Consider the following 24655-nt stretch of genomic DNA (forward strand, 5'->3'; position numbering starts at 1 on the left):
ATCAGATGTTAGGGAGCACCCGGCGAGGCGTTGCCTCACCGGGTGTATCAGTACGCGGTGTCTGAAAATCAGTTGCGTTAGATCCTCAATTCTCTGTTGACATGCGGCGTTCCTGATTCTCGCATCATGTGCATGACAAGATCGTCAAACTTCACCGTACTGGGTGACTGTGTGCAGCCAAGGTTGTAGTTGCGACAGTAGTTCCGTACGGAGCGCTGATGATCATCAAACAATTGCTTGTATGCCCGTGCATTGCGTTCTGTCACTGTAACTTTGCGCAACGATTCATTTTCCACGTCATACAGTTCGACATCTCCAAGTAGTTCCGGATTGGCTTCCATCGTACCGTGCAGCTGAAGAACATGACCATCGAACCTGCGGTATCGCAGCTGGTCCAGTCCGGATTGAAATCCGGATTCGTCAAACAGATCACTCACCACGACCGCGAGTCCTGCACGACGCGTGCGATGGAGCAGTCCCTGTACGGAACGACTCAGTGCCGTGTCGGAGTTACTGAACTGCTGTGCTTCCAGGAAACGCATCAGCGGAACAATTCCTGCTTTTCCACGGGTCAGCGGAAACTCACTGATAATGTCTTCACTGAATGTCAGTACTGTGATTCGATCCAGATCAGCCAGGGCGATATATGCAAGGGCTGCTACCAGTTGCCGTGCCAGGTTGAACTTGGATGGTTCACCAAAGCTCATACTGCGTGAACAGTCCAGCATAAAAAAGACCTGCAGGTCCTGTTCTTCCTGAAATCGTTTCAACAGGAGGTCGCCATGTCGGGCATAGACATTCCAGTCCAGATATCGAAAGTCATCGCCTGGTGTATATTCTCGGTGACCGGAAAATTCGATTCCGGAACCGGGCTGGGTGGTACGACGCTGAGCCAGCAGGGATCCACGGAATACCCGCTTCGAGACAATGGACAGATATTCCAGTCGAGTCAGAAAATCGGAAGGGAAAAGCATCGGCGGAACTCAATCTGAACTGCAACAAACAGTTTCCGACAGGAAATCAGGCTGTGAGTGACGCAGTGACCGGAGCGTCTTTCGGGGTATCTGCTATAATCTGACTCAGCACACTGTCGGTATCGATGCCTTCTGCCTGACCTTCAAAATTCAGGATCATTCGGTGGCGCAGGACGGGTACTGCGATTTCCTGCAGATCTTCCCTGGCAACATGATAGCGACCGTCCAGGATGGCTTTGATTTTTGCACCCAGAATCATTGCCTGCAGGCCTCGAGGACTGGCGCCGTAGCGCACGAACTGTTTAGTCGCGTCTGCTGCCATTTCGTGACCGGGATGTGTTGCAAGCACCAGCGCGATGCCATACCGGCGCACTTCGTTGGCAACCGGAATCTGCTGTGACAGTGCTGACATTTCGACAATGCGATCACCGGTTACGACTGGTGCCGCATGGAAGCTGTTGGCCTCCGTCGTGCGATCCAGAATTGTTTCCAGGTCCGCAGCAGTAGGAAATGGAACCTGCAGTTTGCAGAAGAAACGGTCCAGCTGAGCTTCCGGCAGCGGATAGGTGCCTTCCATTTCGAGAGGGTTTTGAGTGGCCATCACGAAGAACGGCTCCGTCAAAACGTGTGTCGTTCCGGCAATCGTGACGGAATGTTCCTGCATCGATTCCAGCAGAGCAGACTGCGTTCTGGGAGTCGCGCGATTGATTTCATCAGCCAGCAGGATGTTGGCAAACAACGGTCCTTTCTGAAACTCAAATACTCTTCCACCATCGGGCGTTTCCATTACCACATTGGTGCCAATCAAATCTGCCGGCATCAGATCCGGTGTGAACTGAATACGCTGGAACTGCAGATCGAGTGCATTTGCGAGGGTACGCACGGTCAGCGTTTTACCCAGACCTGGCACACCTTCCAGCAGAACGTGTCCACCGGCGATCAGAGCCGTCAGTGTGTCATCGAGGATTTGCTGCTGTCCAACAATGACTTTTGATATTTCTGACCGCAATCGGTCGAAGTCTGTGCGAAAATCATCGAGCTTTTGTTTGAGATCGTCACTCACACTCATCAGCAGCGACTCCTGCGGGATTCTGACACGATTCGTACAGCCGATGCCGCGGAATCTCAGCGATCCTGGCCACTGTTTGAGGCTGATGCAATGATTCTTGGACCCGCTGATCGCTTTGTCCAGTGATCACCCCTGTGACGAGAGACTGTTCGGAGACAACGGGATGCTCCTGAATGCCTGAACATCATTGCAGAGACTTTCGAAGTGATAACAAACTGACCTCACCGGGTGGCTCTGCAACACCGGAAATTCACAGGAATGAAATTGTTGACAGGCTTTCCTGCAGCACCGGTGGTTGCGGTCCGGGAGTGACACGAACCAATGGCGTTGCATCGATAGGCTGCACGCAGTCTCCGTTCCAGGTCTCAAACAGGATTTATCACGTTGTTGTGGGTTGCCATCAACAGGTTACCGACAAAGTGTGTCGGGATCTGTATTACTCTGATGACTACGTCCGAAGTCTCTGGTGCCGAACTGTTACCGAATCCTGATTACGGAATTGAATACTTACTGCGGAAGTTTGATCAGATTTCTGCTCGTGGGTTCGTGCTAACGCGACGCTTTGGTCACAACGGCGCCGGATATAAGCCCGAAGCACTGCCGGGACTCGTCGAAAACCACGGGCCGATGAAATTGCAGCGAGCGGGTGGTGCGAACACGCTGCTGTTACTGGATGAGGCTGATGCAATTGGTTACTGGCGGTACGCTGTTCTTACTCATCGATTGAGTGAAAAACATAGTCAGGTCGTCTTTGCGGGACGCGGACGTGCGCGGTCGCCCTGAATCCGAAGAATTCCGGTACCGATCATTGGTATGGTGTCGCCAGCCAGCAATTGACCGACTGCTTCGGCTGATGGATGAAGCAGATATTGTCGTTGAACTTCTTATGCACATCGACAGTATCGGTCGTGTCCGCAACCACGGCACAGCATGTCGGACGCGTAAGGATCCGTATCCGCAATCCTTACAATGTTTGCTGGGATTTGAGACCAAAATCCGTCCGGTGTTGATGCGTATCAGTACTCACAATTCAGGCCAAACCGGAATGTGTTCTGATAAAAATGGCCGCGTTTCACCCTAACGGTCGGAAACAGCCCTGCCCGCGGATTTGACGCCCAGTTAATTGAGCCCTGCGGCTCCGCGACTTCGCCGATCCACAGAAACGACCAGCCCAGTTGCAGGCTTGAGTGCTCAAGGCACTTGATATCCCGAAGAACAGGAACTCGGTTGAACAGCGGCAGTTGAGCGGTGATGTTCTGCTCGAACATGGGTGACAAGTGCATTCCGCCATCCCTGTCCTGGAACGCATTCTCAGTCAGGCTGCCATTCGTGACAGTTGTGTCGAACATGTCCTGCAGGATCGTTGGATCCAGCTCATCAACAGTTGATGTGTCCCCAATATTGTCGCCCTGCAGCCGAATGCGTTCTTCATTAAACAGGGCTCCGGCACGTGTTGAGCCCCAAATCCTGGCGCCACCGGTCTTTGCGATATCATAACTAAAGCCGAATTCGGGACCTCCAAGCTTAGTCTCGACCTGACTGTACGCAAAAGACCTTATCAGCATCTGGGGATACGGGTTGAGCCGAGTGAATGATATGTCTCCACCCGTTCCTGTTCCCGTTCCATCTCCTGTTCCCGTTCCATCTCCTGTTCCCGTTCCATCTCCTGTTCCCGTTCCAGCACCTGTTCCCGTTCCAGCACCTGTTCCGGTGCCGGATTGTTCCCCAAGTTCATCGATCAGAAAATCGCCATCGTTGTCTATCAGATCAATCTGGCCGATGCTCAGTGTCTGGTCATATTCGAGCCCTGAAGAGACTCCATTGAAGTGAAATCCTTCTTTGATTTGCATGAACCGTCCACCGAACAGTCCGCGGAACTGAATATTACCTTGCCGGAACATTGGAGCGGTTTCGAAGTGTACACCCGCACCAAAGGTTTCCACACTGTGACGCACGATGAAATCGAGGTCGAAAAACTGGTTCACTCCTTCAAGAAGCACGCCGTTCTGTAATGGAAGGTCGGGAAGAACCAGAAGAGTGCGTTCAAGGATATCGCTTGCACTGCCCCGAGGGTCAAATTCTTCCTCCGGATCAAACTCGCCGCCGGTCCGAAGGATTTCGTTATCAAGGATCCTTGTTTCGACAATTTCTCGGTCAGAAGTATTTCGCAGATTGGTCAGGGGGATCGGCCCCATGATTCCACCTGTTGCCTCTAAGAACAGCGCATCGATTTCATCGATCGACCTGCGGGCAGCTTCCACAACCTTACGACGATCAAATACGGCGACCTTGTTGGGAGTAAACATTCCGTTCACGCCGATTCGCCATCCTTCAGGACTTGAAACAATTGTGCTTAAACGTAAGCCGTCTGTTTGTACTCTGGGCACCTGGCCCATTTGTAGTGGATAGCCTATTGCAGCTACGACTGCTTCAACATCTGTGCTACCGAAATTATCCAGCTGGATCGTGGTGATTGCGTTGGGGTCTCCAACAAACCCACCGAAGTCCCGAACCGTACTCCGCAGCCATTCCACCTGCACGTCGAACTTATATTTGCCGCGCCGCTCAAAGTGGCTGATAGTGTCGCGAAACCACAGGCCATCGGAATTGACGTGTTGTTCCATCCTGTTTTCAAACGGTGACATGCGCGGGTATGACTGAAACGCCGGCGGCATTCCCTGATAGTCAATTGCCGAATATCCATTTGTTCCGGTATTGAACGCCGGATACCCGCTGTTGGGGACGCCGGAGATCACCTGCGCAACGCCGCTGGCTGACATAATGATTGCCAGCATTAACGGCAAAACGCTTTTCAGACGGTGCCAAATCCGCATTGATCTACCCTTCACAAGCCACAGTTTCTTCTGGCTCTTACCGTGATGCGCCGCCTCTGCCGACACGGAACGGAAGTCCGAGCGCATTGATACGGTCTGGTGGGTAGTATCGGTCAGGGAATTTGTGGAACTGTAGGGATTGTTTTGGTCGTGATGTTTTTTCCGTTAATGACGGTCTGCACTCTCTGTTGAATGCCACTCAGCTGCGGGTGTTTGTTTGCGGGGGACATCACGACTCCGATGTCCCACTACTCTGATTGTCATGCATTCCGGCAGTTTCTGCCGTGTCGACTGTTTTGATGATTTCTTGTGACACGAGTATATGAGGATCTGCACATTACGGTGAATTGTCCGCATGAATCAAATCGGTTGTCTATGTTCAGACGTGGCGCCGGTACAGCCCTTTATGCCTCACGGTATGAATCAACCGGGCAGGCGTGCTTTGTGGACACAGGACACCGACCTGGTTGATTGAAATACCGGAGCAGCGCAAACCGTGTCGTATTTGGCAACGGGCGGCCGTATTTTCTTCAGCAGAGAGGCAGAGAGTCAGTCGAAAGTTGTGACATGTAGGCTGTCCTGTATTGTGTTGCTGAATACAGGCTAGAAAACAGGCCCCGGCAGCCAGGGACAGAATTCGTCGTCGCCGATTCCCTGTGATTCACTCAATGTTCGTTTTCCACTGGCCGTAGCGATGATTCGTTCAAAGATCTGCTTACCCACATCCTGGACAGACATTCCGTGCAGAATCGTGCCCGCATCAAGATCCATGTCGTCTGACATGCGCTGATACATCGGTGTGTTTGTTGCAACCTTGATTGTGGGTGATGGTTTGCAGCCAAAACAACTGCCGCGTCCGGTAGTAAAAACCACCACCTGTGCACCGCCGGCGACTTTACCTGTCACGGAGGCCGGATCAAATCCGGGACTGTCCATAATCACAAAACCGCGTTCTGTTACCGGCTCTGCGTAGCGGTACACGGCACGCAGTGGTGATGTCCCGGCTTTAGCGATGGCTCCGAGCGATTTTTCATAAATCGTCGTCAGTCCCCCTTTCTTGTTACCGACAGAGGGATTGTTGTCGATCGTCACTCCATTGCGTTGCGCGTAGTCTTCCCACCAGTGAATTCGTGCCAGCAGCTGTTCGCCCACTTCCCGGCTGACAGCCCTCCGGGTCATCAGGTGTTCGGCTCCGTACATCTCCGGTGTTTCAGAAATAATCGCAGTTCCGCCGCAAGCCACCAGCATGTCTGCTGCGACCCCCACGGCCGGATTGGCGGTGATGCCGCTGTTTCCGTCACTGCCACCACATTCCAGGGCGACTTTCAGTTCAGAGACCGGAATTGGCTGCCGGGTCACATCGTTAGCCATCGGCAGTAGGTCACGTAAAACTCCGGTCGCCCGATCGACGGTTCTGCGGATGCCGCCAATCTCCTGGATATTCATCACCATCGGGCCAGGCTCGTCCGCCACAGGTCCCGAACCACCCAGCTGGACAAGTCCATGCTGTTGCTGCAGATAATCGGCCTGGGCAGTTTCACAGCCGAGTCCCAGTACCAGACTGGCAGCAACATTTGGATGTTTGGCAAATCCTGCCAGAGTTCGATTGAGCTGGTGATGATCGGAATCACCGAATGCCATCGCACAACCCGCTTTATGAACCAGTGGCACAATTCCATCGATGTTGGGATAATCGGCCAGATCTGTCTGAGCAAGCTCTTGGGCTACATACCGGGCTGTCGTCGCAGAGCAGTTCACCGTGCTGACGATTGCCAGATAGTTGCGAGTGCCGCATCGGCCATCATGACGTCGGTAGCCTTGAAATGTGCGTGGCTCAGCTGCCGGGAGTTCACGAACTTCGGTTCCAAACTCGAACTCCAAACCGGGTTTGGTTGCCTGTACGTTGTGGACGTGGATCCAGTCTCCGGCTGCGATGGGTTCAGACGCATAACCGATTTTTTGACCGAATTTGACAATCGGTTCTCCCTGGGGGATTTCGTCAATCGCGATTTTATGGCCGGCCGGAATATCGGCGACAGCCGAAACGCGACATTCTCCCGTGGAGACATTGGAACCGGCCTGCAGCGACACAGTTACCACGGCAGTGTTGTCAGCAGCATGCAGACGGAGAATGGAATCAGTCACGGCTTCAGCTTTCGTAAGGGAGCCACATTTAAAACAAGCCGGTTACAGCCGGTCCAAAAAAGGCTCAGTCCACAATGATCGTCTCCGATTTTGATTCATCACAAAAGGCTCCCGATGTGCAGAATGTTTGTTTCTTTCGGATGCGAGATGTCGTCAGTGTATTTTGTCTGTTTTTTCTGTTACCTGGCCACTTCGGGTCAGCGCAGGGAGCAATCGAGGCGTTCGGTGGCGAAAGGAGTTGACAGCGGGCTTCGTGAGGGACATTCGTTCGCAACGGTCTCTTATTGTGTGCAGTTTCCGGACGGGAGTCCGGTATCAGTAGTACTTTTTGGGCATTGATATGGCGTGTGTCTGCGGAGACACACTTCCGGCAGTGTCTGCCAGTTGCTGTAACAGCGTCCCGTTCCCACCGGTTCAAATCCTCTGATCATTTCACTGCCTGCTCCCGTCAGTCTCCGGGACGTCACAGTACCGTAGAATGCTTCGTGGGTTCCGGCGGACGACTGCAGTAACGATGAAGATGGTATCATCGTAGCGGCCCGGTTCGTATGTACTCTGACATCTTTAGCACAGACCGTTCTTACTCATAGAATTTCGGTCCTTATCTGCCGGGGTATTCATGGATCACGGCATTTGCCGGTGACAGGCAAGACCTATGCCGCAGCAAACATTTTAGTTTGGGGGTACCACGGACCGGCGTGGGGTGCCGTTGGCAGATGAGCAGCAGAGTGGGCCTCTCTCCCGACACAATTCGATCCGAATCTCCAGTCTGACGCACCTTTTGGCCACTATAAGTTTACCGTGACCGAGCGGAACACGCCAAAAAAAACGCTCACAGACTATGGTCTCCCGTCCGGGCGACCGATACAAACATTAAACTAGGAAACGGTTCACGTGTTTTCCTCGGAAAACTCTCAGTGAACCGGTATGTGACGATGGAACGAAACTCTGTGAGCCAGGTTTACGTGAATCGGGTATTGTGAATTCACCAGCCCCGCGATTCCTTCAGGCATTCCCTCGCCCACAGGATATGCTATGTCCCGGCTGTGTTTATCAGATCTGATGCACCCCTGCACATCTGTGGTCCTTCATTCGGATTCCACTTTGCGTGAGGCTGCGGAGCGGGTGTTGATGACCGGAATGGATGCATTGCCTGTGACCGATGAGTCAGGTCGATTTGTGGGGCTTATCGCTCAGGCGGCTCTGATTCGGGAATTGCTCAGTGGCGGCTCCGCTGAGTCGATGGTTGGCCCGATTGTCTCACACTCCGTAGATTCTGCCCGAACTACCACGGCTGTGGACAGTGTTCTGCCACTGTTTCGTTCTGCAGCGATTACCATGGTTCCCGTTGTTGATGAGAATGACTGTCCGGTTGGGATGATTCATCGTCGCGACGTGATTAACTATCTGCTGGAAGAATCACCCGAAGAACGCGGCGACACGACGTCATCAGTTGACGACACGGACCGGGTTTCCGGACCGCATTTCCTCCGCAAAGGGCGCAGGACCAGTAATCATTGATCCTGTTTTATTCGGACGCACGGGAACGATCCTGCCTGCCGTCCATTCAGTTGAGCTTGATGCCCAGGTCCCTCATCAGGATCTGCATGTCATTCCAGACATCTTTTCTGGCTGAGGGGTTTCGCAGCAGATACGACGGGTGATAGGTACACAGCACCTTTGCTTGATTATGCCGGTGAAACACGCCGCGGAGTTTGCCGATTGTTCGTTTTTCATTAAGCAAATTCTGAGCGGCCACAGTTCCCCAGCAGACAATGTATTCAGGATCCACGACTCGAAGTTGAGCATCCAGAAACTCACGGCAGTTGGCAGCTTCCTGTGGCCGGGGATTTCGATTTCCAGGCGGACGACAGCGCAGGATATTGCAGATATACAGATCTTCGCGTTTCAACTGACAGGCTTCTATGATCCTGTTCAGCAGTTTGCCGGCTCTTCCAACAAATGGTTCTCCCTGTTGATCTTCGTCGGCACCTGGCGCTTCTCCGACAAACATGATCCGGGCGTCCGCACGACCGACACCAAACACGGTCTGTGTACGTGTCTCAGCCAGAGCGGAACAACGTCTGCATTCAGCAACAACGTTGGCCAGTTGGCACAGGGCTTCCGATTTGTCCTTTATTGTCGATAACGGTGCATCAAAAATTTCCGAAGTCTCACTGAGCACGTCCGGAATACGCACACTGTCGGGCTGAAGTTCATCTGGCGATTTCAGATGAACTCGGGATCCTTGGGCTATACGCGACTTCGACTGAGCAGCGGATGACGATGATGTCTGTCGTTCTGAAAGCCCTGTCGAGACTGATGGCTTGGGAAGACACACGGTTGGGAGGTGTGTTACACCAAGCTGACTCAGGAACTGCAGATAGTGCTGCCACGTGCGACCGGTGCCCATAATGATTGTGTCAGCCAGGAAGAACTGCATCGAATAGTTGCGCCGGTGAGCGACTCAAATCACCGACAGTCTTGTTGCGAGTCATGTCTGTCAGCATAGCGGGTCGGCATTGAACTGCCAGTCTGTGCCATTCAATGACAGCCAGCGCTCATGCAGTCGCCGGTATAAGAGTGCCAGACGTCTATGACTGAAACGAGCAAACGGTACTTTGCCAGTTGGATAAATTAGGTGATTTGTCAGGCACTATGACGCTGAGAGAAACACTAAGCGTTCCCGCTGTTGTACGGGACGGTATTCGATTTCGTCGGCAGACTTCGGTGGAATCCGATTCAAGGCTCCCTGCGTGAACATACGGTAACCGATACCCGATACGGATGATGTTGATTTTGCGGATAACCTGATTCGGCAGTTTTTGCGGATGGTGTATCTGTTTCGATGTGTCGTCATCATCTGACGTTCGTTCAGAAACACACGAACGGTGAGTGTTGTCACAGGAAATATGAGCGTCCTGTGTTCTGTATTTTACGAAAGGAAGTAGAAAATGTTCCGTCGATCATGGAAGACGTTCCTGGCGGGTATGTTGGTCGTTGGAGGATTGCCCGGCTATACATTCGCGGGTGACGAATCTTGTGCTTCACAGGCCGGGCTTGACTGTCAGGGCTGTCAAAAGCTGTTTTCAGACGTGGGTCAGAAACTGACCGACCAGCTCGCGTCAATGAGTTGCTGCAGCGAATCCTCCTGCTGTGCACCTGAGTCCGTCGCCGAATGTGCAGATCCCGGCTGTGGAGAAGGCTGCGTTCTTGGTCTCGATGATGCACATGATGGCATCAATTTTGGTGGCTGGATTCAGATGGGCTACCACAGTGGAGTCACGCCCAACGCAAGCGATGTTTACGACGCAGGCTCGTTTAACAACCATCCTCACCGGATCAATCTTCATCAGGGCTGGTTGTTTGCCGAAAAGGTTGCCGATGGCAGTTGTGGGATGGACTGGGGTTTCCGCGCTGATTTGATGTACGGTGTGGATGCAGCCGATACTCAGGCTTTTGGAAATCCTGAGGGGAACTGGGACTACCTCAATGGTTGGGACCATGGTCAGTACGGCTTTGCGATGCCGCAGTTGTACGCCGAAGTCGCCAGTGGCGACTGGAGTGTCAAGGTGGGGCACTTTTTCACCCTGATCGGCTATGAAGTTGTTACCGCGCCGGATAACTTCTTCTACAGTCATGCGTTGACCATGTTCAACAGTGAACCGTTTACTCACACCGGAGCGATTGGTACGTATTCGGTCACGGACGATACGTCGGTATATGCCGGTTGGACCGCTGGATGGGATACTGGTTTTGACAGTCTCAACGGGGGAAGCAACTTTTTGGGTGGCTTCAGTACACCGTTGACAGATGACATTACTTTCACCTACATGACGACAGCTGGAGACTTTGGCTGGCGTAACAATGGGTACTCTCACAGCCTGGTCTTCGATGCTACGCTGACCGACGACCTGAACTATGTCCTGCAGAGTGACCTGGTGGACACTAATTCGCCTGCCCGGGCATCGCAAAGTGCCTTTGCTGGTCCTGGCGAAGAACTGGGAATCAACCAGTATCTGTTCTATACTGTGGATGACAACGTTAAGGTTGGTACCCGGGTGGAGTGGTGGAAACGCGATGGCAACTCACAGTATGCCGCCACCTTTGGTGTCAATGTTAAGCCAATGGACAACGTGATCATTCGACCGGAATATCGGCACGACTGGTCTGTCCCTGGTGGAATTGGGACTGCATCGACCTTCGGTGTGGATGCTATCCTGACTTACTAATTCGGCGATTTGATCCCGCAATCAAATCTCTGGTTAAACGGAACCTGACTGCTGTTTACAGCAGTCAGGTTTTTTTGTGCGCACATCTGCTGCGGACAAAAAAGACAGCACACGAATCGACTTCTGCTCGCTCGCCCAACGGTCAGCTCTGAATTTGCGTATGGATCAGGGAAGTCTTCAGCTCCGCCCTTCAGTCCGTCCTCCAAACCAGCCACATCGTGACCGTTATACAAACTACCGAACTCACCAAAAGGTTTTCTTCCGCGGAAGGCGAAGACGTTGTAGCCGTGGACCGTGTTTCATTTGACGTGAATTCCGGTGAGGTGTTTGGTCTTCTTGGGCCTAATGGAGCCGGGAAAACGACGACTCTGCGGATGATGCTGGGCCTGTTGCAGCCGACGAGTGGTGATGCGTCGATCGATGGATGTTCGGTTGCCCGGAACCCGAATCGTGTCAAACGGCTTGTGGGTTTCGTTTCCACGAGTGTTGGTGTTTATCAGTGGCTGACTCCACGAGAGATGCTGTCGTTTGTGGCGGATCTGTACGACGTGCCTGCAGTAGTCTCCCGGGAACGCACGGAACATCTGGCGCGTTTACTGGACTTTGAATCCTTTATCGACCGTCGCTGTGGAGTTCTCAGTACCGGGCAAAAACAGCGCATCAACCTCGCACGCGCGCTCATTCACGATCCTCCTGTCATGTTGCTGGACGAACCCACACGAGGTCTGGACATCGTTGGCAGTCAGGTGATCTTCGACTATCTTCAGCACCTGCGGAATCAAGGCAAAGCCGTTGTCATCTGCACACATCGGCTCGACGAGGCGGAGCGGTTTGGTGATCGCTTTGGATTGATGCATCATGGAGCAATGCAGCTTGTCGGTACGCTAAGTGAACTTCGCAGTTCTACCGGCCTGCGCGGACTGACCGACATCTTTATTCAGCTGATGATGTCTGTGTCTGCGGAGTCATCTGCATGACGGTCTCATCCGGACTATCGGCATCACGTACGATGCGGCTGGCTCTGAAAGAGTTGCGCGAGATATTACGTGATCGTCGTACGATTATGACGCTGATTCTAATGCCGCTGCTGATGTATCCGCTGCTGGGAGTGATCGTAAAACGCGGGTTGATCAGCAGCCTGGTATCCGTCGACGATACTCTGTTTCGGCTTGCAGTGGAAACTGATGACGAAGCCAAACAGGTGAGTCTTCACCTCGCCGCAGGAGCGTTACTGCTGCCGCAGGAGTCCGCAGCCGGGGCAAAAACCAGTCTGGTATCTGAGCTGCCGGCCGTCTCGGACAGGAACAAACCTGCGGTGAAATTTTTCGTATTGTCTGCTGCATCCTCACTGGAAGCAGAACTCCGCAGCGGACACGCCGATATAGGAATCCGGGTTGTCCGATCGGCGAATTCTGAACGATCGTTTTGCTGGACACTGCTCCATCGAACTGACTCTCAGCTCAGTGTTGACGCCCGCAGCTATATTCTCAAACGCCTCAGGGCCCTCAATGATTATTACATCAAAGACACTCTTAAGCAGCACCAAATCGATGTGCATCTGCCTGCTGACATCACAGAACAGACAGTGGAATCCCAGTCAGGACAGCAATCCCCGCTGATTACTTTCATTCCTTTAGTGCTGGTGCTGATGACCATGACCGGTGCTGTCTACCCTGCCATCGACCTGACGGCAGGTGAACGTGAACGCGGCACGATGGAGATTCTGATTTCGTCGCCTGTTTCCCGGATGACGCTGCTGGGTGGAAAGTTCGTGGCTGTGCTTGCTGTGGCCATGCTGACGGCGTCTGTCAACATGGTTTCCATGTTCGCCACGCTGTTCACGCTGGGCCTGGACGGCGCTGTGCTCGGTGAGAGTGCTCGGCGAACCATCCCGCTGGTCATGCTTATGATGCTGGTTTTTGCGGGTTTCTTTTCAGCCGTTCTGCTGAGCATTACCAGCATTGCCCGCAGTTTTAAGGAAGCACAGGCTTACCTGATCCCGTTGATGCTGATTTCTCTGACCCCAGGTATGTTCAGCCTGATGCCTGACCTACAGATGGGAATGTTTCTGGCAGTGACTCCGCTGGTCAATATCGTGTTAACCGGACGGGATCTGCTTCACGGCAACTTTAACCTGCTGTTGTTTACAATCGTTATTCTAAGTACGGCATGTTACGGAGTATTTGCGCTGGCTGTGGCAGCACGGATTTTCGGGTCCGATTCCGTACTGTATGGCGGCAGCGGATCGTGGACCGGGCTTATTTCCCGGAAGGACTCACCCCGGCCGGAAGTTGTTCCGTCAACAGCGGTATTAGCTCTGGCAATCGTGTTTCCTCTGTTCATCGTTGTGGGCAATATTCCTGGCCGCATCGGCCAGACGTTTTCTCTGGGGCTGCCATCTGTTCTGTTAATGAACATCTGCGTGTTTTTGACCGTGTTCGTTGCTGTCCCCGTTGTCGTTGCGCGACTGTCGAATGTGTCCCTGATCCGCGGGCTGTCCCTGCGTCCGCGATTCCCGCTGATTTCTTGCCTTGCTGCAATCCTGTTCGGTCTTTCCATGTGGGCCATTCTGTTCGAACTGAACCTTTTCGTCGGTATTGCTTCAAGGACCGAATCTCTGCGTCGAATGCTGGAAACATTAGTCGAGGACCTGGAGAAGACACCGCTGTCCGTCAAACTTGCGTCTCTGGCACTGGCTCCGGCAGTCTGCGAAGAATTATTCTTTCGGGGCTTTCTGCAAAATTCTTTGCGCAGCCGATACTCGGCAGCGACTGCCATAACCGCCAGTGCCCTGCTGTTTGGTCTGTTTCACATTATGGTGCGGGATTCTTTGTTTATTGAGCGGATGATTCCCAGTTCGATCATGGGAGTCATTCTGGGGGCTATGTTGGAACGATCCGGAAGTGTCTTTCCCGGAATGTTGCTGCATACCATTCACAATGGTTTGCTGTTGTGCGTGGCGCATTATAAGACGCAGCTTGAGCATCTTGGCATCGGACTCGAACAGCGAAGTCATCTGCCGCCAGAATGGCTTGCTGCAACCGTTTTTATGGCCGTCGTCGCTGCATACCTGCTGTGGCGTACCAAGCCCGTTGAGCAATGTTCTGCCCTGTCCGGAATCGGGGAGTCTGTCGAATGACCTTGCCAGGTTCGAATAATGAATGTCAGGAATCCCACCGGAAGCACGTTGGACAGCACGTTGCAGATCAAAGACTGGCACCTATAATCTGATTAACTCGCCGTGAGTTCACAGAAATTCCAGTGAAGTAACTGCATCGACTCCTCCTGGTTCAGGGAATGCCGATTGGACGCTGTCTGCCGAATTCTCAGCCTTCCGGCTGTCATTTTGTCGCAAATCCCCGGGATTGGCCCCGTTGTCAAGGCAGTCTCCACGTCTGTCGGGCAGAAGGTGCTGATGGCCGTCACGGGGTTGCTGCTGTGTGGGTTTCTTGTGACTCATCTGGCCGGAAATCTGCTGCTGTACGCTGGTGCAGAGAAATTTAATCATTACGCAGAGTCTCTGCACAGCTGGGGGCTTTTGCTCAATGCGGCAGAAGTTGGTCTGTTCTCCCTCTTTATGGCACACATTGGTCTGGCCTGTTCCACGACTGCGATGAATCGGCAGGCGCGGTGCAGAAAATACGCTCAAAAAGAAAGCAAGCAGGAACCGTTCGCTCTGCCGGGCGGAGGTGCCTCCGGCTGGATGTTTGTCACCGGCGTGATGATTGGCTTGTTTCTGATCGTTCACGTGACGGATATGCGGCTCAAGAAAAATCCGTTCATCGACTACAGTCCTGCATATCAAAACGGTCCGGATGCTCCTCCGGATGAATTTGTTGCCGTTCGGCTGGTTCTTACAAACTGGACAACATTAGTCTATGTCATGGGACTGTTGGCACTGGGGATTCACCTGAGCCACGGATTCCGTAGTGCACTGCAAACGCTGGGTATCAATCATCCACGATGGAATCCTCTGCTGGAAATCATCAGTCTGCTTTTCGCCTGGACCATTACTCTCGGATTTTTCAGCCTGGTGATCTGGGCGGCATTGACGTCCGGGACTTCGAATTGATGACTCAGGGATCTCACCCATTTCCTTCCGCCAAAGGTCGACCTGATGGCTCGCGTGGCAAGCGAAACACTCAAATCCGGAGTGCCCGACGGCCCCATTGAACAAAAGTGGGACAAACATCGCTTCAACATGAAGTTGGTGAATCCCGCAAATAAGCGCAAATTCAATGTGATCGTTGTCGGGACAGGACTTGCCGGCGGAGCTGCCGCTGCGTCTCTGGCAGAATTGGGTTATCACGTCAAATCATTTTGTTTTCAGGACAGTCCTCGCCGGGCCCACAGTATTGCTGCTCAGGGGGGGATCAACGCTGCCAAGAACTATCCCAATGACGGCGACAGTATCTGGCGTTTGTTCTACGACACTGTCAAGGGCGGCGACTATCGAGCGCGAGAGGCAAATGTTCATCGCCTCGCACAAGTCAGTAACAATATCATTGACCAGTGCGTTGCCCAGGGTGTTCCTTTTGCCCGTGAATACGGTGGAACCCTGGCCAACCGCTCGTTCGGCGGGGCGCAGGTTTCTCGAACCTTTTACTGCCGCGGCCAGACCGGTCAACAACTGCTGCTGGGGGCCTACCAGGCTCTCATGCGGCAGGCTCAGCTTGGTAAAGTCGAGATCTGTGCCCGACGTGAAATGCTGGAACTGATTGTTGTCGACGGGGTCGCTCGTGGAATTGTTGTTCGCAACCTGACCACTGGTCAGCTTGAATCTCACACGGCCGATGCCGTAGTTCTCTGTACCGGTGGCTATGGAAACGTTTTTTATCTGTCGACCAATGCCAGAGGCTGCAACGTCACCGCAGCCTGGCGATGTCACAGACAGGGTGCGTACTTTGCGAACCCCTGTTTCACCCAAATTCATCCCACCTGCATTCCGGTGAGCGGTGATTATCAGTCCAAGCTGACTTTGATGAGCGAGAGTCTGCGAAATGACGGGCGTGTGTGGGTCCCCAGTAAAGCGGAGGATCCCCGGCTTCCCTCTGACATCCCGGAAGAGGAACGAGACTATTTTCTGGAGCGTCGGTATCCGGCTTTCGGCAATCTTGTGCCTCGTGATGTGGCGTCACGAGCATCTAAGGAACGCTGTGATGCCGGTTTTGGTGTGGGGGAAACACGGCTTTCTGTGTATCTCGATTTCAAAGACGCCATTCAACGCGACGGTGAAGACGCTGTCCGCAAAAAGTACAGCAACCTGTTTCACATGTACCGTAAGATCACGGCCGAAAATCCATACGAAGTTCCGATGAGAATCTACCCTGCCGTTCACTACACCATGGGTGGTTTGTGGGTGGATTACAATCTGATGAGTAATCTGCCAGGTCTGTTCGTGCTGGGAGAGGCAAATTTTTCAGATCATGGTGCAAATCGGCTTGGTGCCAGTGCTCTCATGCAGGGGCTGTCAGATGGATACTTTGTCATTCCGTATACCATTGGTGACCACCTGGCAACCGGTGAGCTGCCCGAAATTCCGGAGGATCATCCTGCCTGCAGGAAAGCTTTGGCGTCGGCTAAAAATCGGATTGACCGGTTGATGTCTATCGGCGGGAAGCGTTCAGTCGACAGTTTCCATCGGGAACTTGGTCAAATCATGTGGGACAGGTGCGGAATGGCTCGCAACAAAGCCGGACTGCAAACCGCCATCAGCGAGATTCGTGATTTGCGCCGTGAGTTCTGGGACAACGTCAGAGTCCTCGGCCAAGGCAGTACACTTAATCAGTCCATTGAAAAGGCCGGTCGAGTTGCTGATTTTCTGGAGTTTGGTGAATTGCTGGCGACTGATGCTCTGGAACGGGAGGAATCCTGTGGAGGCCATTTCCGTGAGGAGTATCAGACCGACGAAGGTGAAGCCCGTCGAAATGATGACGAATTTATGCACGTTGCTGCATGGGAGTTTCATGGTGTTGGAGAAGACCCGACGATGCACAAAGAGGTACTGAACTTCGACCATGTTCCTCCGTCGACCAGGAGTTACAAATAATGAGTGACGAGCAACTCAGTCTGACTCTTCGCGTCTGGCGGCAGGACGGACCGGATGACCCAGGCGCGTTTCACGATTACCAGCTGGACGGTGTCAGTCCCCATATGTCCTTTCTTGAAATGCTGGACGTACTCAATGAACAGCTGGTTGCCTCAGGCAAAGAACCGGTTGAATTTGACCACGACTGCCGTGAAGGAATTTGTGGTATGTGCAGCCTGATGATCAACGGTCAGGCGCACGGACCGGATCAGGCTACTACAACCTGTCAACTGCACATGCGACGGTTCAACAGTGGTGACACCATCACGATTGAGCCCTGGAGAGCAACTGCATTTCCGGTGGTACGCGACCTGGTGGTAGACCGATCGGCTTTTGACCGTGTCATTGGTTCCGGTGGGTATGTTTCTGTCAACACGGGTAACGCGCCGGACGGGAATGCCATCCCGGTCCCCGGAAAGACGCAGGAAGTCGCCATGGACGCAGCCGCCTGCATTGGCTGCGGTGCCTGTGTGGCGGCCTGCAAGAACGCCTCTGCAATGCTGTTTGTGTCTGCAAAAGTCTCACAGATGGCCGTGTTGCCGCAGGGCAGGACAGAACGGACCGAGCGGGTTCTGGGTATGGTCGCTCAAATGGATAAAGAAGGATTCGGATCGTGTACCAACACCTCTGAATGCGAAGCCGCCTGTCCGGCTGAGATCTCCGTCGGACATATTGCCAGACTGAATCGCGAATACACTCGGGCTGTTCTGACGGCCAGGTAACACCCTTTTTCGTTCCGTGTTTGACGGCCTTTTACTGAAAATACAGCCTGAAGGCAGCACAATGGCAGCACGTGACTATTCCAAATATCAGCAAAAGGTGATTAAACGGTTCTACGAGAACCGAGATCAAATCGATGATCAAAAGCTGAGTGAGCTGGTGACCAGTCTGTATCTGGCCACTGAAAAACAAAAGCCGAAGCTCTGGCAGCGTGCTAAAGACATTATGGATCGTATGCAGTTGCCTCCGAAACGGGTTCAGCATGTGATGGAATCAGAAGATCCGATTGTGCTGGCAAAAATCGTCGAAGAATTGCAGAGCGGGAAACTCAAACGAGGCTCACAGAAGAAAAAAAAACCGGAGTGAACCCATTCAGCCGGCCCGTGTCCATTCGGTCTTTGTGACCGATCACTCCGGGTGATAGTTTTGTCCGACCGGTCGATTCCGTTTTGACTCTGTAAAGTCACGAAAAATGATTCGTTATGTCGGTACCTTTCTCGTCCGGCTCACTGAGTGACCCGGATCGGGTCTATGGAATGCGTTCGGATGGTCAACGACGACATATCAGCCGGTACCCGTCAGCCGGTCCGATTCATTCAGACGACGAGCGTTCGTCTGCGCACCACCCGGGAATTTCGGCGCTGCTATGAGGCAGGTCGTCCGGTGGGAGACAGATATCTCTTACTGTTTGCTGCGGTAAACGATCAGCCCTACCCGCGGTTTGGCGTTAGTGTGTCGAAGAAACATGGAAACGCAGCCCGGCGAAACCGAAAAAAACGAATGCTGAGAGAAGCATTTCGACTTGCTCAGCACGACTTGCCGGGACTTGACTTCGTTTTGGTTCCCCGGCAGACAGACGATGCGACTCTGCGGGACTACATCACGTCACTTGTGCGTCTGGCAACTCAGCTGTGGACCCGAATCGAACCAAATCAGCAGACCAATGCCTGAAGAGGATTGTCACAAACAGGTCCTGCCGTAACCTTTGGCGAGTCACCAAAAAAAAACCGGGCAGCTGAACAATCGTCCGGCTGTCACAGTTCATCCGTCCAAAAAGAAAGGCCGGCTTCAGTCATTGTCATACAGAGCACCGACGTTGCTTTCAGCGGTGTCATGTTGTTACAGCAGACAATTCAGTCGTCATCGATCAATTCAAGGTCACCTTCTCCAAAGACCATTTCGATCGCTTCAACGGAAACACCACCGTCGACGGCCAGTGTGGCATCATCCAGCACAACCACTTCTTCACTTTCACTGCCATGGCCGACAGCTTTAATTTCTGAAGATTTGTTTGAAGTCTGTTCATGCGAAGAACGATCGGCTTCCGGTTGATCTTCAGAACTGGATGACTGTCTGTAATTTGGTTTTCGAGGCAACCGGGTGGACGCATCATCAGACTGCCGGACGTCATGTTCCTGTGCAGAAATTCGGGCGACAAAGCAGACCGGACCGATGGCCAGCTGCATTCCATCTTCAACAAAGTAACGTTTGCCGGGAACCGTTTTTTGGCCGTTCAGCCAGGTGCCATTGAAGCTTTCCAGGTCTGTGACCGCAACACGGTTATCGTCAACTCGCAGGAAGCAGTGCCGCCGACTGACCTGTGGTGATGAAATTCGCAGATTGCAGTCGCCTGACCGGCCGATGACGACGTCATGTCGAATTGTGACCCGTCGAACGTTGGAGTTCAGTTGCAGCAACTCTAACACGACCTTCATTGGTTGTGATCTTCTTCTGATCGTCAGTTGCTGTTGAGATCCCCGGTCAGGCGGAACTCAAAACAAACGAAACGGACCTGTTAAATCACCTATAACTGCCGACCGTTATCATATCGCATAGACCACTCTAACAGCAGACTGGAAAAAAATTCAGAAAATTTGTCTCAATCCTCACGCCAATCCTGGTAATCGTTTGCTGCCGGAGGTTGGGTTTTAAAGCTGATATCAGCGAAGATTCGGATGTCGAAGCTGCAGAATGGCCGGTTTTTCAAATGTCTGCACCGGACTTCAGTGACCCTCACCAGTAATGCGAATTTCATTGTTGTGACACTGTGATAGACTGTAACGTTCGTCGGATTCCATTCTGTTTCAACGGTACCATTAGATTTTCCATAGCTAACCGACATGTCCGTCGACTGGGAAGAATTCAGGAACTATACACCGACCACCGCCGAAGTTCGGTTGTTGGGGCGAGTCGATGTGCCTTCTGTACTCGCTCTGCAGAAGCTGACGGCTCATGAAGTGCGTCAACAGGGGCGGGTTAATGCTGCTGTTCTTATCTGCGAACATCCTCCGGCCGTTACCACCGGGACCGATAGTTCGCTGCTGGAACTCCCGACTGATCGTCGGGAACTGGAGGCACGTCTGCTGAACGTGCATCGTGTAAAACGGGACGGACACGCTGTTTTGCATCAGCCTGGACAGTTGGCCGCCTATGTGGTGGTGTCACTCAGCGAATGCGGACTTTGTGAGTCCGAGTACCGCTGGGGGCTGCAGGAGGCTGTGATCCGCACCTGTTCAGATTCGAATGTCAAGGCACATCGGACCGACGACCGATGTGGCGTGTATGCCCGCCATGGGCTGGTGTGTGAAATTGGTATCTGCGTGAATCAGGGGGTTACGTCTTTTGGAGCCTTTCTGAATGTGTGTTGTCGACTGGACGAGGCGCGGACACTGGGACGGGGTCTGCTTGACCAGAAAATTTCTTCACTCGACGCTGAGCGCGTACGACCGTCGATGATGAGTCAGGTTCGGGGCTCTCTGATTCAGAACCTTTGTGAACAGATCGGGTATCCGGAATATCACATCCACACCGGTCATCCGTTTCTTAAGAGAACTCGAAAGCGCGTTCATGACAGCTTTGCCGATCATTGATTCAACGTTCGATCGCCCGAAACGCCGACTGCCCAAATGGCTCAAACGTCCGTTGCCGCAGGCTGGAATGGCATACACCAGTGATGTCATTTCAGATCTGAGTCTGGAAACGGTCTGTGAGAGTGCCGGGTGTCCGAATCGCACGGAATGCTGGTCGCAGCATACAGCCACGTTCATGATCGGCGGCAGTGTCTGTACACGTCCGTGTGGCTTTTGTTCTGTCTCAAAAGGGAAAACCACGGAGCTGGAAATCGATGAGCCGGAACGTGTGGCTGAAGCAGCCGAACGTCTGGAACTGAATTATGTGGTCATTACGTCCGTGACACGTGATGACCTCCCGGACGGTGGTGCCGAACACTGGTATGAAACAGTTCTTGCCGTGCGCGAACGGACCGGAGCCGAGGTGGAAGTGTTGACACCTGACTTTAGGGGCAACAGATCTGCAATCAGCCGAGTGATCCAGTCACAGCCGGATGTCTTCAACCACAATACCGAGACAGTACCGCGACTCTATCACAAGGTACGTCGGAATGCTGAATATCAGCGAACCTTGAATCTGTTGCGCCAGGTAAAGCATGAGGCCCCGGATATCCCTACAAAGAGTGGACTCATGCTGGGACTGGGTGAAACTCGTGAAGAATTGCTGGACGTTTGTTCCGATCTTCGTCGAGTAGGCTGCGACATGATCACGCTGGGACAATACCTTCAGCCGACCGCTGATCATCTGCCTGTGGACCGTTATGTACCACCGGAAGAATTTGATGAAATCGGTGATGAGTGTCGCAAGCTTGGTTTCCGGATGGTTGCCAGCGGTCCGTTTGTGCGTTCCAGTTATCATGCCGGTGAGATGACAGATCATCTGGACCGTGGGACCCAGCCTGCCCTGATGAATCGCTGAGACCGACACTGCGACGTTCTGCAGAAAATGACAAGACACGCCCTTCCATAGATTCAGAGACCAAAATCGGTGTTCAGGCGAACCGATTCACGCGGAACTGCGGGCGAAGCCCGGTACCAGTAACCGATGCAGATCGACTGGAAAATTGCGGCCCAAATTCAAACGGCCAGATCGATGACCTGGCCGTTTTGCGAACGGTATGAATCGGAAGGCGGTTTTCAATTAATCGTCGTATTCGACTTCGATCACTCCGTTGCATGATCGGATTTTGATCTCCCAGTCGTCATAGTCCAGTTCAATACGAGTGCGGCATGACGAAACACTGATCTCTCGCAGAGGAATAGGCGGGACAAATACCTGCACATACGTCAGTTGTTCGACGCACCCCGGAGTATCCCAGGCGGGGAGGTGAGGGTCCCGTACAGCAACGATGACGGGCAGAGCTCCAGGGGCAATCTCGTCAGCGTTTCGTATACGGACGTGAGACTCCAGAGCGACTCTACAGGTTACGATTTCACCCACTTCGTGTGGTAACGTACCAATGAACGGTGCAGAGGGGTCCGGCGAAAGCAGCTCTGCGCCAAACGGCCGTGATCTGTAGATCGGCGCTGAACGGTTGATATGAATCGATACTGAACGGCGATATGGCCGAAATCCACGTCGGTGAAATCGATGCAATCGGGGACGCCGCAAACCGTACGGCGAGTGATAGTTATAGTGGTGATGATGAGTCCCGTTGACTGCTCTCAGGAAATCTACCAGATCATTGCCGAAGCTGGCAGGAGTCATTACGGTCAATGTTACGCCCAGACACAGAGTTGAGAGTCGGTGGGAGATCATTGGTTGTCTCCGTTTTTATTGAGAGAGAAAAGGAATTGATTGCCTTCACTGGCAGCCATTTTTCTAATAACAAACCCTGTGCCAAAAAACGGTCATTTCATATGTTGTTTTCTTGAAACGGTTTAGGAAAATATTTGTTATTCGGAAGAGTTATGAATCTGTGGTCAGCATGATCCTGACGACATCCTATTGACGGCGCCGAGACCTCAAACTGAAGATCTGCTGGTCATTAGTGACGCTGTTGCCGTCGGGCATCGTGCCACAGGAAATCCACCGGGTCAGCAACGGAAATCAACGGTTTATCAACAGACAATCAACACCGGATTCAGCAGCCTGTTGATAAAAAGTTCCTTGTTTGTTCAGATCCAGCGTTTGAAATAAAGACGGGAACGACGCAAATGACAGAGAGCCGGTTGAAAAAACTTGAGGCAATGCTTGCCAACGACCCGACTGATCAGCTGTTGAAATACATGGTTGCTCTGGAACTGGACAAAGCAGCTGAACACGACCGCAGTTTGCAGTTGCTTGGGGAGCTAATGGACACGAATCCGCCCTATGTACCTGCATTTCTGATGGCTGGTCAGCAACAGGCGGCAATTGGACAGCGGAATGCGGCACGACTTACGTGGCAGGCCGGTATACAGGCAGCGCGGCTTCAGAATGACGAACATGCAGCTGGTGAGATGACCCAGTTTTTAAGTGAGTTGACAGAAGACTGATCAAGTTTTCAGGCCACCCCATTCCACAAATTGATTAACTGTGACCTGTTTGGTGGCCGTCGCTGAGACAACAGCCAACACCCCGCGGTTGATGGCCCGGTTTTCCGGTTTCTCTGTACTCTGATAATCATGGGAAGAACTGCCACATGATCACCGGCAGGGGTTACAGGGTCGACGGAACACCGGTCTCAAAAGTCGGCGGACCCCTGTAATTCAGAGCTGCAGCCAGGATGCGTACTGGTCGGGGGCGTTATGACGCAGGGCACAATCAGGTCATCGCGATCTCAGGCCATGTCGAGGCCACCGCAAATATTCCAGGCCTGGCCTGTGACCATATGACTTTCATCACCTGCCAGGTAGACCGCCATCGGGGCGATATCTTCGGGTACAAGTCGACCACCAACAGGTGTGAGCCCCTGCTCATGTTCAGCAAGATCACGACCAAGCCGATCGGCGTCGTACTGGATACGCAGGTCATTCATCAGTGTCTTCACCGGGCCCGGACAGATGCAGTTGACCGTTACTCCCTGGGCAGCAACTTCCAGAGCCACTGCGCGCATCAGTCCAATGACTCCATGTTTACTTGCGGTGTAAGCGCTGCCGTGAAGTGCCGGTCGACGACCATTGACTGACGCGATCGTAATCACCCGCCCCCAGCCCTGCTCCAGCATGTGTGGCAGTGTCAATTTTGTCAGCAGGTATGGAACGGTCAGATTCACTTCCAGTGATAAATCCCAGTACTGGTCGCGAAAATCAACAAACGGTCTTGGATCTCCACTGCTTCCCACGCCGGCGTTGTTGACAAGAATGTCGACAGGGCCGGCCTGTTCCGCCGCACGTTCCGGAAGTGTTTTCGTCTGATCCCGATCGGACAAATCGACTTCCAGTGCGACAGCATTGCCGCCAGCCTGGGTGATATCCTCCACCACAGATCGTAACTCATCGACAGTTCTGGCAGCAGCCACAACTGTGCATCCTGCAGAAGCCAGGGCTTCCGCAATTGCTCGACCAATACCCCGACCGGCGCCAGTCACCAGAGCAATTCGTTCGTTCATTCCCGCCATTCTCAAACTCTCTGACTACCTGTTTTTTTGCCCCTGTCGGAGGCTTTCGTTTCAATGCGAACCGGCCGAACACACAACTGCCGCTTCAACCGCTCGTACTTCAATGGTGAACAGCCAATCATTTCAGTATCAAACCCGACCCACCCATTCGTCGAATACTCTGCTGACAGCAGTGACCGGTCAGTAGAGACGTTTGGTGCCA

21 protein-coding genes are annotated in these 24655 nt (G+C 53.0%); 13 read left to right on the forward strand and 8 right to left on the reverse strand.

Annotated features, from left to right (window positions below; all coding sequences use genetic code 11):
- Positions 1-77 precede the first annotated feature (77 nt).
- Both MK110_01120 and MK110_01125 read right to left on the reverse strand, forming a co-directional pair.
- Positions 78-974, reverse strand: a complete 897-nt coding sequence (locus MK110_01120) for a DUF58 domain-containing protein (GenBank protein MCH2209874.1) — start codon at positions 972-974, stop codon at positions 78-80.
- Between the two features lie 46 nt (positions 975-1020).
- Complete coding sequence (locus MK110_01125; protein ID MCH2209875.1) at positions 1021-2043, reverse strand: MoxR family ATPase; 1023 nt, start codon at positions 2041-2043, stop codon at positions 1021-1023.
- A 384-nt stretch (positions 2044-2427) separates the two neighbouring features.
- Here MK110_01125 and MK110_01130 point away from each other — a divergent pair, with 384 nt between their 5' ends.
- The gene (locus MK110_01130) at positions 2428-2826 is read left to right on the forward strand and encodes a hypothetical protein (GenBank protein MCH2209876.1); all 399 of its coding nucleotides are present in this window, start codon (positions 2428-2430) and stop codon (positions 2824-2826) included.
- A gap of 233 nt (positions 2827-3059) precedes the next feature.
- Here the strand turns inward: MK110_01130 and MK110_01135 are convergent, their stop codons facing one another.
- Positions 3060-4877, reverse strand: coding sequence for a hypothetical protein (locus tag MK110_01135; GenBank protein MCH2209877.1), 1818 nt, complete (start codon positions 4875-4877; stop codon positions 3060-3062).
- Positions 4878-5480: 603 nt separating this feature from the next.
- Complete coding sequence (locus MK110_01140) at positions 5481-7022, reverse strand: altronate dehydratase family protein (GenBank protein MCH2209878.1); 1542 nt, start codon at positions 7020-7022, stop codon at positions 5481-5483.
- A 1035-nt stretch (positions 7023-8057) separates the two neighbouring features.
- Between MK110_01140 and MK110_01145 the strand changes: the two genes are divergently transcribed.
- The gene (locus MK110_01145) at positions 8058-8543 is read left to right on the forward strand and encodes a CBS domain-containing protein (GenBank protein ID MCH2209879.1); all 486 of its coding nucleotides are present in this window, start codon (positions 8058-8060) and stop codon (positions 8541-8543) included.
- Between the two features lie 46 nt (positions 8544-8589).
- On the opposite strand, the gene MK110_01150 is transcribed toward MK110_01145, so the two are convergent.
- Complete coding sequence (locus tag MK110_01150) at positions 8590-9465, reverse strand: uracil-DNA glycosylase (GenBank protein ID MCH2209880.1); 876 nt, start codon at positions 9463-9465, stop codon at positions 8590-8592.
- Between the two features lie 511 nt (positions 9466-9976).
- On the opposite strand from MK110_01150, the gene MK110_01155 reads away from it, so the two are divergent.
- From MK110_01155 to rnpA, 8 genes are all read left to right on the forward strand, one after another.
- The gene (locus MK110_01155) at positions 9977-11254 is read left to right on the forward strand and encodes a porin (protein MCH2209881.1); all 1278 of its coding nucleotides are present in this window, start codon (positions 9977-9979) and stop codon (positions 11252-11254) included.
- A 218-nt stretch (positions 11255-11472) separates the two neighbouring features.
- Positions 11473-12231 (forward strand): ATP-binding cassette domain-containing protein, encoded by a 759-nt coding sequence (locus tag MK110_01160; GenBank protein MCH2209882.1) that lies wholly within the window; start codon positions 11473-11475, stop codon positions 12229-12231.
- The gene (locus MK110_01165; GenBank protein MCH2209883.1) at positions 12228-14393 is read left to right on the forward strand and encodes an ABC transporter permease subunit; all 2166 of its coding nucleotides are present in this window, start codon (positions 12228-12230) and stop codon (positions 14391-14393) included. The genes MK110_01160 and MK110_01165 overlap by 4 nt, the downstream gene beginning before the upstream one ends.
- Positions 14394-14558: 165 nt before the next feature.
- Positions 14559-15326 (forward strand): succinate dehydrogenase cytochrome b subunit, encoded by a 768-nt coding sequence (locus MK110_01170; protein MCH2209884.1) that lies wholly within the window; start codon positions 14559-14561, stop codon positions 15324-15326.
- A gap of 45 nt (positions 15327-15371) precedes the next feature.
- A complete protein-coding gene (locus tag MK110_01175; protein MCH2209885.1) occupies positions 15372-17303 on the forward strand; it encodes a fumarate reductase/succinate dehydrogenase flavoprotein subunit in 1932 nt (643 codons plus the stop codon).
- Positions 17303-18064, forward strand: coding sequence for a succinate dehydrogenase/fumarate reductase iron-sulfur subunit (locus MK110_01180; protein MCH2209886.1), 762 nt, complete (start codon positions 17303-17305; stop codon positions 18062-18064). The genes MK110_01175 and MK110_01180 overlap by 1 nt, the downstream gene beginning before the upstream one ends.
- 61 nt (positions 18065-18125) lie before the next feature.
- Positions 18126-18428 carry a hypothetical protein gene (locus MK110_01185; GenBank protein MCH2209887.1) on the forward strand — a complete coding sequence of 101 codons (303 nt, stop codon included), beginning with the start codon at positions 18126-18128 and terminating at the stop codon, positions 18426-18428.
- Between the two features lie 165 nt (positions 18429-18593).
- Entirely contained in the window at positions 18594-19013 is a 420-nt protein-coding gene (gene rnpA, locus MK110_01190; protein MCH2209888.1) for a ribonuclease P protein component, read from the forward strand.
- Between the two features lie 182 nt (positions 19014-19195).
- Here the strand turns inward: rnpA and MK110_01195 are convergent, their stop codons facing one another.
- A complete protein-coding gene (locus tag MK110_01195) occupies positions 19196-19777 on the reverse strand; it encodes an FHA domain-containing protein (protein ID MCH2209889.1) in 582 nt (193 codons plus the stop codon).
- A gap of 405 nt (positions 19778-20182) precedes the next feature.
- Between MK110_01195 and MK110_01200 the strand changes: the two genes are divergently transcribed.
- Both MK110_01200 and lipA read left to right on the forward strand, forming a co-directional pair.
- Positions 20183-20932, forward strand: coding sequence for a hypothetical protein (locus tag MK110_01200; GenBank protein ID MCH2209890.1), 750 nt, complete (start codon positions 20183-20185; stop codon positions 20930-20932).
- A complete protein-coding gene (lipA, locus tag MK110_01205; GenBank protein MCH2209891.1) occupies positions 20910-21830 on the forward strand; it encodes a lipoyl synthase in 921 nt (306 codons plus the stop codon). Before MK110_01200 ends, lipA begins: the two co-directional genes overlap by 23 nt.
- A 222-nt stretch (positions 21831-22052) precedes the next feature.
- Here the strand turns inward: lipA and MK110_01210 are convergent, their stop codons facing one another.
- Positions 22053-22670 (reverse strand): hypothetical protein, encoded by a 618-nt coding sequence (locus MK110_01210; protein ID MCH2209892.1) that lies wholly within the window; start codon positions 22668-22670, stop codon positions 22053-22055.
- A 398-nt stretch (positions 22671-23068) separates the two neighbouring features.
- On the opposite strand from MK110_01210, the gene MK110_01215 reads away from it, so the two are divergent.
- Positions 23069-23389: a hypothetical protein gene (locus tag MK110_01215; protein ID MCH2209893.1), complete on the forward strand. Its 321-nt coding sequence runs from the start codon at positions 23069-23071 to the stop codon at positions 23387-23389.
- 284 nt (positions 23390-23673) lie between these two features.
- Here the strand turns inward: MK110_01215 and MK110_01220 are convergent, their stop codons facing one another.
- Positions 23674-24453, reverse strand: coding sequence for an SDR family oxidoreductase (locus MK110_01220; protein MCH2209894.1), 780 nt, complete (start codon positions 24451-24453; stop codon positions 23674-23676).
- Between the last annotated feature and the right edge of the window lie 202 nt (positions 24454-24655).

Source organism: Fuerstiella sp. (assembly GCA_022447225.1).
GTDB lineage: Bacteria > Planctomycetota > Planctomycetia > Planctomycetales > Planctomycetaceae > S139-18.